At 46.5% G+C, this 15,468-nt stretch carries 13 protein-coding genes; 1 reads left to right on the plus strand and 12 read right to left on the minus strand.

Going from position 1 to position 15,468, the window contains the following annotated elements; translation table 11 throughout:
- Positions 1–91: 91 nt before the first annotated feature.
- The 12 genes from DXD25_RS00840 to DXD25_RS00895 all read right to left on the minus strand — a co-directional run bounded on the left by DXD25_RS00840 (position 92) and on the right by DXD25_RS00895 (position 14,692).
- Positions 92–1,003 carry a hypothetical protein gene (locus DXD25_RS00840; protein ID WP_117661348.1) on the minus strand — a complete coding sequence of 304 codons (912 nt, stop codon included), beginning with the start codon at positions 1,001–1,003 and terminating at the stop codon, positions 92–94.
- A 272-nt stretch (positions 1,004–1,275) separates the two neighbouring features.
- Positions 1,276–1,680 (minus strand): 2-amino-4-hydroxy-6-hydroxymethyldihydropteridine diphosphokinase, encoded by a 405-nt coding sequence (folK, locus tag DXD25_RS00845; RefSeq protein ID WP_117661349.1) that lies wholly within the window; start codon positions 1,678–1,680, stop codon positions 1,276–1,278.
- Positions 1,681–1,774: 94 nt separating this feature from the next.
- A complete protein-coding gene (gene queA / locus DXD25_RS00850) occupies positions 1,775–2,959 on the minus strand; it encodes a tRNA preQ1(34) S-adenosylmethionine ribosyltransferase-isomerase QueA (RefSeq protein WP_117661350.1) in 1,185 nt (394 codons plus the stop codon).
- A 62-nt stretch (positions 2,960–3,021) separates the two neighbouring features.
- Entirely contained in the window at positions 3,022–3,735 is a 714-nt protein-coding gene (truB, locus tag DXD25_RS00855) for a tRNA pseudouridine(55) synthase TruB (protein ID WP_117661351.1), read from the minus strand.
- A gap of 3 nt (positions 3,736–3,738) precedes the next feature.
- On the minus strand, positions 3,739–4,536 hold the full coding sequence (locus DXD25_RS00860; protein ID WP_117661352.1) for an undecaprenyl-diphosphate phosphatase: 798 nt from the start codon (positions 4,534–4,536) through the stop codon (positions 3,739–3,741).
- Positions 4,537–4,620: 84 nt separating this feature from the next.
- Positions 4,621–4,848, minus strand: a complete 228-nt coding sequence (locus tag DXD25_RS00865; RefSeq protein ID WP_117661353.1) for a DUF3098 domain-containing protein — start codon at positions 4,846–4,848, stop codon at positions 4,621–4,623.
- Positions 4,849–4,874: 26 nt separating this feature from the next.
- Positions 4,875–5,753 carry an ABC transporter permease gene (locus DXD25_RS00870; protein WP_117661354.1) on the minus strand — a complete coding sequence of 293 codons (879 nt, stop codon included), beginning with the start codon at positions 5,751–5,753 and terminating at the stop codon, positions 4,875–4,877.
- A gap of 583 nt (positions 5,754–6,336) precedes the next feature.
- Positions 6,337–7,119, minus strand: a complete 783-nt coding sequence (gene lpxA / locus DXD25_RS00875; RefSeq protein ID WP_117661355.1) for an acyl-ACP--UDP-N-acetylglucosamine O-acyltransferase — start codon at positions 7,117–7,119, stop codon at positions 6,337–6,339.
- Between the two features lie 33 nt (positions 7,120–7,152).
- On the minus strand, positions 7,153–8,547 hold the full coding sequence (locus DXD25_RS00880) for an efflux transporter outer membrane subunit (RefSeq protein ID WP_117661356.1): 1,395 nt from the start codon (positions 8,545–8,547) through the stop codon (positions 7,153–7,155).
- Between the two features lie 27 nt (positions 8,548–8,574).
- The gene (locus DXD25_RS00885) at positions 8,575–11,841 is read right to left on the minus strand and encodes an efflux RND transporter permease subunit (RefSeq protein WP_117661357.1); all 3,267 of its coding nucleotides are present in this window, start codon (positions 11,839–11,841) and stop codon (positions 8,575–8,577) included.
- A gap of 33 nt (positions 11,842–11,874) precedes the next feature.
- Positions 11,875–13,086, minus strand: coding sequence for an efflux RND transporter periplasmic adaptor subunit (locus DXD25_RS00890; protein ID WP_117661358.1), 1,212 nt, complete (start codon positions 13,084–13,086; stop codon positions 11,875–11,877).
- A gap of 157 nt (positions 13,087–13,243) precedes the next feature.
- Positions 13,244–14,692: a CCA tRNA nucleotidyltransferase gene (locus DXD25_RS00895; RefSeq protein ID WP_117661359.1), complete on the minus strand. Its 1,449-nt coding sequence runs from the start codon at positions 14,690–14,692 to the stop codon at positions 13,244–13,246.
- Between the two features lie 192 nt (positions 14,693–14,884).
- Here DXD25_RS00895 and DXD25_RS00900 point away from each other — a divergent pair, with 192 nt between their 5' ends.
- Positions 14,885–15,433 carry a DUF1599 domain-containing protein gene (locus DXD25_RS00900; RefSeq protein ID WP_158556270.1) on the plus strand — a complete coding sequence of 183 codons (549 nt, stop codon included), beginning with the start codon at positions 14,885–14,887 and terminating at the stop codon, positions 15,431–15,433.
- Positions 15,434–15,468: the final 35 nt, after the last annotated feature.

Below are 15,468 nucleotides of genomic sequence, written 5' to 3' on the forward strand. Positions count from 1 at the left end.
AGCAGACACATTGCTTAACAGAATTAAAAATCCCATCGCTCGCAAGAACGATGGGATTTTTCTTTTTATATCAACTTATTAAGATTGCTACTTACTGCGCTGAGATAGGCAGATTGCGGAACTCTATATACTGATAGGTCTCGCCATTAGAATTGTACTTGAATGGAATCTTGACAACGCTAAACTCGGTGGCACTGGTGCTGACATTCTTGATGACAAACGTAGCCTTCATCGGGATACCTGCGAGCAAGGTATAGAAATTATAGCCTAACCAGCGATTCTTGCCCAAGAGGGTTGTTTCCGGATCACACTCGTAAGCATCGCCACCATCATCATATATAGTAGGAGTATTGCCATAAGCAGAAATCTCATATTCCTTGCTACCGATATTCTTGAATGTTGCAGTGATCACAACATTCCTGCCCTGACGAACACACTTCAAGAAGTTGAACTGCAACTCAGGCAATGAGCAGGTTACCAAATCGGAATTGGTATTCTTGACATCTGCCACTACCTGGGTAGGCAACTTAATCGCAAACTCCACATCATTAGCCTTACCCTTGACAAAAGTAGAATTAATCTGCTTGATGGTGCGATCTACATCCTCTATCACCATAATACCCTTGACAGGTACATTAGAAGGAAGCATCTTATCAGAATAGTTACCTAACTTTTCGCCACCCAAATAGAAGTGCATCTGATGTTTGACATTCTTGCTATCAAAAGCACAAGAGCCGTCATCAAAAGCATTGAAGTGCATTTTGAGTTCACTGGAAGTGGTGTTGGTAATCACAAAGTTGATGTGTACATCGTTGCCATTAGCTACGCAACTGGTATATTTTACTGTACACCCAGGGATAGAGCCAGACGCCTTATTAGTCTTCTGGTCATTAGTAAGCACGGTTTCTGCCACCTTGCCCAATTTCTTGAGCCACTTCTGTGCATGGATTTGCTGTACGCTCAAGAGAGAGAGCAGCAATACGAAAATGATGGATTTCTTCATAATTGTATCGGTTTATGTTATTAATTAAATAATTGTCAGTTCGTTCCTAGAAAGAGCCTTTATCCTAAGAAAAAGAAATGGCACCTTTACTTGTTCTTGCTTGCAAAGATAGGGAATTAAGCAATAACTTCCAAGCTTTTTGCCAAGAAAAGTAAAGGTACCATTGTGTAAATGAGCAATTTTATATCATTTGACGCTGTTTTTTACGGAATGACACTCCCCACCATCTGTCTTTATCCTTAAGAAGTAGCAACCTTTTTATGTGGAATCATCTATAATATCTCCTTCAGAGGTTTCATCACGAAATCGCGCTCTTCCATCAGAGGATGAGGAACCTTGAAATCGGGCTCATCAATGACCAGATCATCTATCATCAGAATGTCGATATCGATGATGCGGTCGTGATATTCCCCATTTACAGACTTCAGGGTTCTGCCCATCTCCTGCTCTATACGCTGGGTAGCCTCCAACACCTGGCGAGGGGCCATGGCGGTGAGAACCATCACACAGGAATTGATGAAGTCATTGGGTGAAGAATAGCCCCAAGGCTTGGTTTCGTAAAGAGCAGACTGGCGCTCTACCACGCCAATCTGCTCTCCTATTTTATCTATTGCCTCACGAATATTACGCTTCCGGTTGCCCAGATTCGTTCCGAGACCTAAATATACTTTATACATACTTATTCACACTTTTATAAAAACTGTGGATAACTCAGTTCATCTACTGAATATCAATCACTTCTATATGTACAAAAACTGTTTATTCCACCATTTAGTCTGGAAGTATCAACAGTGAGTCACCATAGCAACCAAACATATAGCCATTCTTCACAGCCTTCTTGTATGCCTCATATACCAGGTCGTAACCGCCAAAGGCAGCTGTACACATCATCAAGGTTGACTCTGGATGATAGAAGTTGGCAACAGCACAGTCTGCCAATCCGAAATCGTATGGAGGGAAGATGAACTTATTGGTCCATCCATCAAACTCCTTCATCATTCCGTCTGTACCTACAGCAGTTTCTGTAGCCTTCATCACGCTGGTACCGATGGCGCATACATGATGACCTTCCTGCTTGGTCTTATTCACCAGTTCGCAAGCTTCCTTAGAGATAATCATCTGCTCAGAATCCATCTTGTGCTTGGTAAGGTCCTCTACCTCAATCTCGTGGAAGTTGCCCAAACCGCAATGCAAGGTGATGTAAGCCTCGTTGATGCCGTTGATCTCCAAGCGCTTCATCAACTCACGAGAGAAATGAAGACCTGTAGCAGGAGCAGTTACGGCACCCTCCTTATCAGCGAATACACACTGGAAGTCGTCCATATCATCCTCAGTAGCATGGTGATCCTCGCGGGCATCGATGATATAGCGAGGAAGCGGAGCCTCACCCAATGCAAAGAGCGAACGCTTGAAGACATCGTGATTGCCATCCTCATCATAGAGGAAACGGAGGGTACGGCCACGGCTGGTGGTATTATCGATTACCTCGGCTACCATCTCGTTGACATCATCAAAGAACAGCTTGTTGCCGATACGGATCTTGCGCGCAGGCTCTACCAGCACATCCCAAAGACGCATCTCGGCATTCAGCTCACGGAGCAGGAACACCTCAATCTTGGCATCAGTCTTCTCCTTGGTACCATAAAGGCGCGCTGGGAATACCTTGGTATCATTGAAGATGAAGGTATCACCCTCTTCGAAGTAGTTGACGATATCCTTGAACTGCAGGAATACTGGATTGCCATCAGCATCCACCATATCCTTGCCATTCTCGTCCTTCTTATACATTTCGATGGTTTCAGACTTCTTGTGGAGCACCATGAGTCGAGACTCGTCACGACGGGTAATCTCGAATGTACGTTCACCACTGGCAGTCTTGACCACACGCTTAGTCTTATGTGGATAAAGTGCCACCTGAGCAGCTGGCAACTTAAAGTTGAATTGTGATAGTTTCATGTGATATTATATCTCCTTTCTTAAGATGATTTACTATTAATGTCATATCTCGAAATTCGAGCCTAGTTATTGGCAAGGCTGTCTTCTATCTCCTGTGCATCGAGCCATTCCTGGAAATGATCAAAGTCGATGCAGTTCTCTACCGAGAAGCTTCCAGCCTTGGTACGGCGGAGGGCTGTGAGAAAGGCACCGCTATCCAGGGCACGACCGATGTCGCGTGCCAGGGAACGGATGTAAGTACCCTTACCGCAAACCACTCGGATGCTTGCCGTCTTCTCCTCATCGTTGTAATCGGTGAGTTCGATTTCATCCACACGCACGGTCTTAGGCTTCAGCTGTACCTCCTCGCCTGCTCTGCGCAGGGCATAAGAACGGTCGCCATTCACCTTTACGGCACTATAGGTAGGTGGAACCTGCTGAATCTCGCCAACAAACTGCTTCAGCACCTCCTCTACCAGCTCACGGGTGATGTGCTTGGTAGGGTAAGTATGGTTCACACTGTGCTCCTTATCGTAGCTTGCCGTGGTAGCACCCAACTGAAGAGTAGCCGTATATTCCTTGGTATGTGTCTGTAATTGCTCTATCTGCTTGGTACATTTACCCGTGCAGAGCACCAACACACCCGTAGCAAGGGGATCGAGCGTACCGGCATGTCCTATCTTCACCTTGAAGCCGAGTTTCTTGCTGAGCAGATAGCGGACGTGCGCCAATGCTCCAAAGCTCGACATGCGATAAGGCTTGTCGATGGCTATAATTTCTCCTTTTCTAAAATCCATATATTAAATGATTGAACAGATGATGGTAACGGCACCTGCAATAGCACAATAGATACCGAAATATACCAACTTACCCTTCTTCACGATATTGATCATCCACTTACAAGCCAGGCAGCCAGAAACGAATGCTGCCACGAAGCCCACAATCATAGGGAATGCATCGATGCCGCCAAGAGCCTCTTCTCCCTTCAGACCCTTTAAGAGGTCGAGCAATGCCTCACCCAAGATAGGAGGAATCACCATGAGGAATGAGAACTGAGCCATCTTCTCCTTCTTGTCACCCAGCAAAAGACCGGTAGCAATGGTAGTACCAGAGCGTGAAAGACCTGGCAATACAGCAAGTGCCTGACCGAGACCGATGATGAATGCATGCAGAGGAGAAATATTCTCCTTCTGGCGTGGCTTGGCGAAGTAAGAGAAGGTAAGAAGACATGCAGTTACGAGAAGCATGATGCCCACGATGAGCAAGCCAGAACCGAACACTTCCTCTACCTGATCCTTGAAGAACAGACCTACTACTCCCACAGGAATCATAGAGATAACGATATTGAGGGCATACTTGGTTTCCTCATTCATCTGGAACTTGAAGAGACCCTTCAGAATCCAGTCGATTTCCTTCCAAAGAATTACCAATGTACTCAGCACGGTAGCTACATGTACCATGATGGTAAAAGTCAAGTTATCCTCACCATTGATGCCGAAAAGATGGGCACCGATAGCCAAGTGACCACTACTACTTACAGGCAAATACTCTGTGAGACCCTGGATGAGTCCCAACACTAAAGCTTCAAACCAATTCATTGATTACTGATTATTTTTTATACCTTATTATATATAGGGAATTGAAAAGCCTACTCCCTTGTTTATTTACTTGATTGTCTTACTCTATTCGTCCTTAGGCTTGCGTATAACCGCATAGATGATAGAGAGGAAACCAATCAGGGTAACGGTTGGTGCCACTACAATACGGCGAGTACTGAAAATATCAGCATCGAAAGAGTGCTCGTTAGAGCCAGCGCCGCTCATCAGGAGGAAACCGATGATGACAATTGCCATACCAATTGCCAACAAGATGAAGTTCATCTTGTCAAATGCTAAATTCTTCTTATCCATTATATATAATGTTTAATGTGTAATGTTTAAATTTTGTAGAGATCTCCCGCCTTCATCTTGAGGAACTTGTTCACCGAGATATTGGCACAGAGAGCCGTAATGATGATACCGAAGAGGAATACCGAACCGCCTGTGATGGCAAGCTCCTGCCAGCCGAGCACATTGACCAGTTCCGGCTCGTGAAGCGACCAGGCATAGAGGCATCCACCGAGGAAACCATCGGCAAGCAAAGCCGCAACTACACCCACCGATACAGCCCTCTTGATGAAAGGCTTGCGGATGAAGCCCCAGGATGCACCCACCAGCTTCATGGTATGGATGGAGAATCGGCGGGCATAGATGCCCAGTCTCACCGTATTGTTGATAAGCGAGAACGAGATAAAGGTAAGCAGAGCAGCTACGATAAGAAGGCCGATGCTTATCTTGGTGAGCGAATTGTTCACCTGTTCTATCAGGTCGTGCTGATAACTTACTTCCGTCACGCGCGAGTAGCTTTTCAGTTCCTTGGCTATCCACTTCAGGGAATCATTGTTGGCATAATCCGCCTGTGTCGTGATTTCGATAGATGGCTGGAAAGGGTTCACACCGGCAAATTCGCTAGGATTGGTACCCAGATCGTGGGTAGCCTCCTGCAAAGCCTGTTCCTTGGAGATATAGGTCAGACCTTTCACGTAAGGACGTGCCTTCAGGCGCTTACACATCTGCAAGCCCTCAGGATTGGTAACATCCTGCTCCAGCATCACCTGTACCACCAGGTTCTCCTTGACATAGGAAGAGAGGTTTTTTCCCATCAATACGGAAAAGATGACCAATCCCAACAAAACAAGCACCATGGCGGTGCTGATGCATAAAGTAACGACCTGCAATCCACGATGATTGCGAGGCTTATATTGTTTCTTTCTCATTTCTAAATCAATTTATTTTCAGACCGGAAGGGCGTAATTACCCAAATTGTTTGCAAAGATACACATAAACGAAGAGATAACAAAATAAAATTGCATTTATTTGCATTTATTCAATTAATTATTAAGGGTAGAGAGATTCGCTGCATAAGGTACTTGACTCTATTATAGTATGTGATGGATGATGGAATAGATTGATATTACGACTATCCTTAATAGAATTTGTGGATATCATAAGAGGAATTTATTGCTACCATTAACCGAAATTGTTGCTAAGCCTAATAAAAATCTTCGTTCAGCGACGTTGAATGTGTATTCAGCATCGTTGAATGTGCGTTCAAAACTTATGAACGGAGATTTCTATTAAGGATAGAAGCTTTTTCCATTAAGGATAGAAGCTTTTTCCATTAGGGATAGAATCTTTTTCTATTAGGGATAGTTGTATCACCCATGCTATCAAACATTAAAAAGGGCCGACCTCACGGCCAGCCCTTTCAAAATACTGAGTAAAATTCAAATAGGTATGACTTGAATTTTAACTAAACATAATAGTGAATTGAAGGTTATAAATCCTTCTAAGCAAATTTTACATCTTAGTGATGACACCCTTCTCTGAACTCTCCAGGAACTGGATGATGTTCTGAATCTCCGGACCATCTGGCACCTGATCCTTGATCTGGTTGATGGCATCGAAGAGGGATGTCTGACCATGGAATACCAGTCGGTAGGCATTCGCAATGTGCTTGCGAACCTTCTCGGTAACCTCGGCTGCTTCCATGATGATGGTATTAGGACCTGCATACTTCACAGGCTTACCACCGGCAATGATATAAGGAGGAACATCCTTAGAGAAGGTAGTACCTGCCTGAATCATCGCCAGGTCGCCTACTCGGGTCTTGGCGTTCTCTACTACAGATGTTGAGTAGATGACACCGTTACCAATCACGCAGTCGCCTGCAATCTTGGTACCATAACCGAATACGCAACCGTTGCCGATTACTGTATCGTGAGAGATATGGGAACCTTCCATCAAGAAGTTGTTGTTGCCCAGAACGGTCTTGCCACCAGCATGAGTACCACGGTTGATAACCACGCTCTCACGGATGGTATTGTTGTCGCCAATCACTACCTCACTCTCCTCACCGGTAAAGTTGAAATCCTGTGGGAGGGCAGCGATAACGGCTGACTGGAACACCTTATTGTTATTACCCATGCGAGTACCGTTCATGATGCTCGCGAAGGGATAGATGATACAGTTGTCACCGATGACCACATCGTCCTCGATATAGGCGAATGGGTAGATCTTGCAGTTGTCTCCAATCTTAGCCTTTGGAGAAACCTCTGCCTTTGGACTTATTATACTAGCCATAATAATTTAACATTTAACATTTAACACTAAACATTACTTAGCTCCTCCACCCAATGCATAGTAGAGATTAACTACTGCCTGCATCTTGTAGAAGTCATCAGCTACCTTAGAAAGCTGTACGTTGAGCAAAGATGACTGTGCCTGGATTACCTCCAGGTAAGAACCGCCAGCCTCTGACATCAACTTACGTGTATCCGCTACGTTCTGCTCGAGTACGGCGATGCGCTTAGCCTCCACCTTTCCTTTCTCGTCAGAATAGTTGTAGAGTACGAGGGCATTGCTTACCTCGCTACCTGCCTTCAGTACGGCGTTCTGCCAGGTGTTGTAAGCCTGCTCATACTGCATCTTAGCCACCTTCAAGCCAGCAATGATTCTACCATTCTGGAAGATTGGCTGAACCAATGAACCAACAGCAGAAAGCAACCACTTGCCTGGATTCACGATGCCTGCACCAGCAGAATTGGTGAATGCACCTGTACCAGAAATGGTGATAGATGGATAGAACTTGCTGCGGGCAGTCTCAATGCCATAGAAGCACTGAGCCAGATTCATCTCGGCTGCGTGAACATCAGCACGGTTGTTGAGCAACTGGATGCCTACGCCTGTAGAGAATGTTGCAGGAAGACTCTGATTCTCCAGCTTGCCACGGGCAATAGAATGAGCCTGGTCGCCGATGAGAAGACTCAGGGAGTTCTCTGTCTCACGAATCTGACGCAACAGGTCGGTCTTCTGGGTCAACACGGCATAGTAGTTGCTCTCGGCAGCCTGAACGGAAGTTCCGCGATAACCAATCTTGGTATCCTTCAGCACCTTCATGGTCTCCCAGGTATTCTTGGTCAATCCTTCCATATTGTTAACCAGTTCCACCTGCTTGTCAAGCATCAACAAGGTATAATACATGTTGGCGATATTGGCGATGAGGTTGGTCTTTACAGACACCTGATAGTCCTGCAACTGGAGCAGCGCCATCTGTGCACTGCGCTTCTGAGAAAGCAGGTTGCCGAAGAGGTCAACCATCCAACTGGCTGTAACAGGCAAGCTGTAAGTCTTGGTAGCAGCATTGCCATCCCAGGAAGCGATGGTTCCCTGAGGAGTGAAAGACAAAGAAGGCACAAATGCCAACTTGGCACACTTCAACTGCTCTTCTGCCATCTTCACGTTCAAAGCCGCATTGAGGAGGTTGACATTATTGTTCAATCCCTTCTCAATGATCGACTGGAGCTGAGGGTCGGTGAAGACGCTGCGCCAAGGGATGTTGGCAAAGGTAGTAGTATCCTTTACAGCCAAAGTATCTGTATCAGAAGCTACATCGCGAACGATACCGCTGGTCTTCACATCCGGACGCTCATACTTTCCGTAGAGAGTCTTGCAGCTGCTCAAAGAGAGCGCTGCGAGACCCAATATGATGATATTTAAATTCTTTTTCATTGTTTCCTTTGAAGTTACATTGCGTTATTACTTCTTCTCGATACCCTTCTTGTGGTGAGCAGCGTTGGCATACTGCACCAACTCGGCAGCAGCCTCCTCGTTCAACTCATCCTCGAACTTCAATGGAGTCAACTTCTCCTGCAACCACTGGAAGAGTGCGAAGAGAGCAGGAACCACGAAGATCTGACAGATAGTACCAATCAACATACCACCGACTGCGGCAGCACCCAAAGTCTGGTTACCATTCTTACCTACACCAGATGCGAACATCAGAGGCAACAGACCGATAACCATCGCCAGAGAGGTCATCAGGATAGGACGGAGACGGGCACCGGCACCCAGGATAGCAGAGTACTTGATAGCCATACCCGTACGACGACGCTCAAGGGCAAACTGTACAATCAGGATGGCGTTCTTAGCCAACAGACCGATCAACATAATCAACGAAATCTGCATGTAGATATCGTTAGAGTGACCGAAGATATTGGTGAAGATGAACGCACCTGCCAAACCGAATGGGATAGACAATACCACAGACAGAGGCAAGATGTAACTCTCGTACTGGGCACTCAAGATCAGGTAAACGAATACGATACAGAGTGCGAAGATCAAACCTGTAGAGTTGCTTGATTCAGCCTCAGAACGGGTCAAACCAGAGTACTCATAGCCGTAACCCTCTGGCAATGTCTCCTTGGCAACCTCAGCAATCGCCTTCATACCGTCACCGGTAGAGTAACCGCTGTTAGGAGTTACAGAAACATCCATAGAGGTAAACAGGTTGAATCGGGTGATGTTAGCAGGACCATAAATCTTCTTCAAGTTCACGAACTCGCTTACAGGAGACATGGTGCCATCAGAACAACGAACGTAAATCTTGCTCAAATCGTCTGGACGCATACGGCTCTCAGGACCAGCCTGAATCATCACGCGGTAGAGCTTACCGTAGGCATTGAAGTTAGATGCATAGAGACCACCGAGGTAACCCTGCATGACAGACAATACTGAAGATGGAGAGATACCAGCCTGCTTGGTCTTGGCAACATCTACATCTACCATATACTGTGGGTAGTTAGGGTTGTACTGAGTCTGGGCAGTCTGAATCTCAGGACGCTTGTTCAACTCAGCCAGGAACTTCTTCACATTATCAAAGAACTTATTCAAGTCGCCACCGGTCTTATCCTGCATGGTCATGGTAATACCATTCTGCATAGAGAAACCGGAAATCATAGGTGGAGCGAAGGCAAGAACCTGTGCATCCTTGATGGCAGCAGTCTGCTTGTAGATCATACCCAACACAGAAGTATATTCCATTGGGTTGACAAACAGCGCCTCAATACCGCCACCGGTACAAGCCTCCTTGATACGGTGGAAGAATCCACCCGGACGCTCCTCGAATGGCTTCAGCTTCACGATGATGGTACCCTGGTTAGAACCGGCACCACCGATAAAGCTATAACCCATGATGGCGTTACGGGTTGCGATGGCTGGGTTGCTAGCCAACATCTTATCTACCTGCTTAACCACCTCTGCTGTACGTTCCTGAGAAGTACCAGGAGCTGTAGAGATACAAGCGAAGATAGTACCGGTATCCTCATCAGGCACCAGACCCGTCTTGGTAGTACCCATCAGGGCAACCAGACCTACGATACTGACAGCTACCAAGCTACCAGCGATGATGCCATGGTTGATAACCCACTTGACACCACCCTTATACTTATTGGTAATCTTATCAAACTGATAGTTGAATCCAGCGTGGAATCGGTCCACGAAAGACATCTTCTTCTCATGACCCTCCTCGTGTGGCTTCAGCAACACGGCACAGAGTGCAGGAGACAGAGTCAACGCATTGATAGCCGAAATAACGATAGATACAGCCATGGTTACACCGAACTCACGGTAGAAGTAACCGGAAGTACCACCGATGAATGATACAGGAACGAACACGGCAGACATCACCAATGTAATAGAGATGATGGCGCTGGAAATTTCGTTCATCGCATCGATAGCTGCAGTAAGGGCACTCTTGTAACCCTGGTCGAGCTTGGCGTGAACCGCCTCGACCACCACAATGGCATCATCGACCACAATCGCAATCGCCAGCAGCAGGGCTGACAGCGTAAGCAGGTTGATGGAGAATCCGAAGATCCAGAGGAAGAGGAACGTACCGATCAAAGCCACAGGTACCGCAATCATAGGAATCAGCGTAGAACGGAAGTCCTGCAAGAAGATATACACTACGATGAATACCAATACCAGGGTGATGATCAAGGTGAAGATAACCTCCTCGATAGATGCGAACAAGAACTCGGTAACATCCATCAGGATGACATTCTTCAACCCTGGAGGATAACTCTTCTCCAATTCATCAAGCGTTTTCTTCACGTCGCTGGCAATCTGGGTAGCGTTGGAACCGGCAATCTGCTGAACCATACCCATCACGGCAGGCTGACCATCATTGAGCAGGTTTACGTTATACTGCAAACCACCCAGCTCAACCTTGGCAATTTCGCCCAGACGGAGAGTCTGACCGGAAGTATTGCTCTTGATGAGGATGTTCTCATACTCCAATGGAGTCTTCAAACGACCCTTGTAACGCAAGGTATATTCATACTGCATATCAGAGCTTTCACCAAAGCTACCAGGGGCAGCCTCAATATTCTGCTCTGCCAAAGCCTGAGAAACATCAGAAGGAACCAGTCCGAACTCCTTCATCTTCTCTGGCTTCAACCAGATACGCATAGAGTAGTTACGGGTAGAAGGGCTCTGCACATCACCCACACCACTGATACGCTTCAACTGAGGAATCACGTTGATCAGGGCGTAGTTGGTAACAAACTGGTCGTCGTAACGGCCATCGTCTGTAGTCAGAGCGAACATGATTACGTTGGAACTCTGTCGCTTGGTTACAGTGACACCCACCTTGGTAACCTCGGCAGGCAACAGAGACTGAGCCTGAGACACACGGTTCTGTACGTTGACCGCAGCCATATCAGGGTCAGAACCCTGCTTGAAGTAAACGGTGATCTGAGCAAAACCAGAGTTAGACGCGGAAGAGGTCATATAAGTCATGTTCTCCACACCGTTGATACTCTCCTCCAGCGGAGCAACGACTGAGTTCAACACCGTCTGGGCATCTGCACCCGTATAGGTAGCAGTTACCGTGATGGTAGGCGGCGCGATATTCGGATACTGCTCGATAGGCAGCGATACCAAGCCGATAATACCCAGCAAGACGAAGAAGATGGAAACCACCGTCGAAAGTACCGGGCGCTTTATAAAGTTTGTAAATGACATAATTTACTATTTTTCTTTATACCTTATTATATATTACTTCTTTCCGCCCATAGCAGCAGCGAAGGCATGAGCGTTATCCTGAGACTCAGCCAACTTGGCAGCCTCAGCAATCTTCTGATTGTAACGCTCCAGAGTGATAGGCTTGATCTGCTGACCATCGGTCAACTTGGTGATACCCTTCAATACGATGCGGTCGCCTACATGGAGACCAGAAGTTACGATATAGTTCTTGCCATCATCCTGTGGATTTACCTTGATCTCAGAATACTTCACCTTGTTATCCTTGGTTACGATGTAAACGAAAATCTTATCCTGAACCTGAGAACAAGCCTCCTGAGGGATGACGATAGCGCTGTTATGATCGTTAGGAACCACGATAGAACCTGCACCACCACTCTTCAGCAACTTCTCTGGGTTAGCGAAGTGAGCGATGAGAGAGATAGAACCAGAAGTTGCATCGATGACACCACTCATCTTGACTACCTTACCTGGATGATTATAGATAGAACCGTCTGCCAACTGCAACTTAACAGCTGGGAACGCAGCGATAGCAGCCTGAACGCTACCATTGGTCTTAGACATGCTCAAGATCTGAGACTCAGAGAGTGAGAAGAACACCTCCATGGTGCTGATGTTGGAAACTGTAGTCAAAGCCTGACCAGAAGCGCTGACCAAAGCACCAACCTTAAAAGGAAGGCTACCTACAACACCGGCAGAAGGACTGGTAACAGTACACCAAGCCAACTGCTCACGGGCTGAAGCCAGAGCAGCCTCTGCCTGAGCTACCTGTGCCTTAGCGGTTGCATAGCTGTTAGCTGCTGTAGAAAGTTCATATTCACCAATAATCTTGCTATCATACAACTTCTTGTTGTTCTGGTAAGTCAACTTTGCTGTGTTAGCCTGAGCCTTGGCAGTATTGACAGCGGCAGCAGCTGAACGGACTGCAGCCTGATAGGTCTCGCTATCGATAGAGAACAAAGCCTGACCTGCTGAAACAGTCTGACCCTCATGTACAAAAACCTTTGTAATGAAGCCAGAAACCTTAGGACGTACCTCAACATCCTGAATACCCTTGATGGTAGCAGGATAGGTAGTCTGCAATGCGGCGCTGGAAGTGCCGATGGTAGCCACGGCAAACTCATCATCGCCGAAGTCTGGTAAACCACCCTTCTTACTTCCACCACATGATGTCAAAGCAGCAAGAACACAAACTGCTGCAACAAACAAAACGTTTTTAATTTTCATACCTATTTATATTATAATTTATTATTTTATGTCATACCTTATTATATATACCGCCCTCTGACGGAAACTGAAACAATGCTTTTAGTTTTAAAAAGCGGTGCAAAATTACGAATAATAAACGAATAACGGCTCGCAGGGAGCCGTTATTTAACAAAAATTATTCTCTGTTTAAGTTTTCTGCCATATTCAGCCCCATATCCTGGGCTTTCTTCATCAGAAGTTCCATCAGCGGCTCGCGCTCGTTAGCCACCTTGTTGTCCAGCACGGCATCCTTGAGATACTGCTTCAAGACTCCTACTTCGCGGCATGGCTTGAGCTGGAACATCTCCATGATTTCATTGCCGTCGATACATGGCTGGAGCAGTCGCTTGTAGTCACGATCCTGAAGATCTACCAGTTTTTCGCGCACCATCTTGAAGTTATCCAGGAATCGCTGCTTGCGCACCTGATTCTTGCTGGTGATATCAGCCTCGCAAAGCGTCATCAGGTCGTTGATGTCATCACCGGCATCATTCAGCAATCGGCGCACGGCGCTGTCAGTCACCTCTTCATCCGCTATCACAATCGGACGCATGTGGAGCTCCACCAGCTTCTGCACATACTTCATCTTGGCATCCATCGGCAGTTTCATACGGCGGAAGATGTTAGGAATCATCTTGGCACCGATGATGTTATGGCTGTAGAAAGTCCATCCGATGTTGTTGTCCCATCGCTTGCTCCTCGGCTTTCCTATATCATGGAAGAGGGCAGCCCAGCGGAGCCAGAGGTTATCAGAATGCTTGCAAACATTCTCGAGCACCTCCATCGTATGGTCGTAATTGTTCTTGTGGGCTTTTCCGTTGCGGGTCTCCACCTTATCCATCGCCACCAGTTCCGGCAGGATGAGATCGAGCAGTCCGGTATCCTTCAGATAATAGAAGCCGCTGCTGGGATGCTTGGAGAGCATGATCTTGTTCATCTCGTCGCAGATACGCTCGCCACTGATAATCTTCAGTCGTTCGGCATTGCGCGAGAGAGCGGCATAAGTCTCATCTTCTATCTGGAAATTGAGCTGGGTAGCAAAACGTACACATCTCATCATACGGAGCGGGTCATCAGAAAAGGTGATATCCGGATCGAGCGGAGTGGCGATGATGCCATCCTCCAGGTCATAGACACCCTCAAACGGATCGACAAGTTCGCCAAAACGGTCCTTGTTCAGGCAGACCGCCATTGCATTGATGGTGAAGTCGCGGCGGTTCTGGTCATCCTCCAGGGTTCCATCCTCTACAATCGGCTTGCGCGAATCACGGTTGTAACTCTCCTTTCGTGCTCCCACGAACTCCACTTCTGTATCCTTATACTTAACCTGTGCGGTTCCGAAATTTCGGAACACCGAGAGATGTGCCTTCTTGCCCAGCTTCTTCTTGAGGGCAGAAGCCACCTCAATTCCGCTACCCACCACCACGACATCGATGTCATTGGAAGGGCGCTCCAGGAAGAGGTCGCGCACATATCCACCTACTACATAGCATTCCACAGACAGCGCATCCGCCGCCTCTGAAATCTCGTGAAAAATATCCTTATCTAGTATTTGTGCCAGTTCGGCATTGGTCAAATTTCTCATACTCATTTTATTTCGGGGTGCAAAGTTACTGCAAATCGAAGACAATACAAAATAAAAAAGCACTTTTTTTATTTTTATTGTTGAGATGCAGCGTAACTTGTCTAAAGTTACTGCAAATAATGTAAAATACAAAATAAATATTTGGCTATTTCACAATAAATGCGTAAATTTGCACCGAATTTCGAAATTATTATGGCAGATTTATTGAAAACAGAACAGCAGTTTAAAGTTGTTATGGGAGAATGCAGGGCATTATTTGAGAAGAAGCTTCACGATTATGGAGCCTCTTGGAGAATCTTGCGTCCATCTTCCTTAACCGACCAACTTTATATCAAGGCGAAGCGCATCCGCTCGCTTGAAATCAAGAAAGAATCACTCGTAGGCGAAGGCATCCGTCCGGAGTTTATCGCGCTGATTAATTATGGTATCGTAGGACTCATCCAGCTGGAAAAACCATTCGTGGATGAAGTGGATATGACACCGGAAGAGGCGATGAAGCTCTACGACAAGCATGCCCAGGAAGCCCTGGAACTGATGCTCAAGAAGAATCACGACTACGACGAGGCCTGGCGATCGATGCGAGTGAGCAGCTATACCGACTTTATTCTCACCAAGATACAGCGAGTGAAGGAAATCGAGGATATCGCAGGAGCCACACTCGTATCAGAAGGCATTGATGCCAACTATATGGACATCATCAACTACGCAGTTTTCGGTGCCATCAAAATGGGAGAAAAGTAAGAAGGCTCATCCTATAAACAAAAAGGCTCATTCTA

It is taken from the genome of Prevotella sp. TF12-30 (assembly GCF_003436715.1).
In the GTDB taxonomy this organism is placed as follows: Bacteria; Bacteroidota; Bacteroidia; order Bacteroidales; family Bacteroidaceae; genus Prevotella; species Prevotella copri_A.

Bases quoted from the DNA above. Each gene is read 5' to 3' on its own strand.
- DXD25_RS00865 (WP_117661353.1), bottom strand. From the start codon at position 4,848: ATGGATAAGAAGAATTTAGCATTTGACAAGATGAACTTCATCTTGTTG.
- DXD25_RS00900 (WP_158556270.1), top strand. From the start codon at position 14,885: ATGGCAGATTTATTGAAAACAGAACAGCAGTTTAAAGTTGTTATGGGA.
- lpxA (WP_117661355.1), bottom strand. From the start codon at position 7,119: ATGGCTAGTATAATAAGTCCAAAGGCAGAGGTTTCTCCAAAGGCTAAG.
- DXD25_RS00840 (WP_117661348.1), bottom strand. From the start codon at position 1,003: ATGAAGAAATCCATCATTTTCGTATTGCTGCTCTCTCTCTTGAGCGTA.
- DXD25_RS00890 (WP_117661358.1), bottom strand. From the start codon at position 13,086: ATGAAAATTAAAAACGTTTTGTTTGTTGCAGCAGTTTGTGTTCTTGCT.
- DXD25_RS00885 (WP_117661357.1), bottom strand. From the start codon at position 11,841: ATGTCATTTACAAACTTTATAAAGCGCCCGGTACTTTCGACGGTGGTT.
- DXD25_RS00870 (WP_117661354.1), bottom strand. From the start codon at position 5,753: ATGAGAAAGAAACAATATAAGCCTCGCAATCATCGTGGATTGCAGGTC.
- folK (WP_117661349.1), bottom strand. From the start codon at position 1,680: ATGTATAAAGTATATTTAGGTCTCGGAACGAATCTGGGCAACCGGAAG.
- DXD25_RS00880 (WP_117661356.1), bottom strand. From the start codon at position 8,547: ATGAAAAAGAATTTAAATATCATCATATTGGGTCTCGCAGCGCTCTCT.
- DXD25_RS00895 (WP_117661359.1), bottom strand. From the start codon at position 14,692: ATGAGAAATTTGACCAATGCCGAACTGGCACAAATACTAGATAAGGAT.
- queA (WP_117661350.1), bottom strand. From the start codon at position 2,959: ATGAAACTATCACAATTCAACTTTAAGTTGCCAGCTGCTCAGGTGGCA.
- truB (WP_117661351.1), bottom strand. From the start codon at position 3,735: ATGGATTTTAGAAAAGGAGAAATTATAGCCATCGACAAGCCTTATCGC.
- DXD25_RS00860 (WP_117661352.1), bottom strand. From the start codon at position 4,536: ATGAATTGGTTTGAAGCTTTAGTGTTGGGACTCATCCAGGGTCTCACA.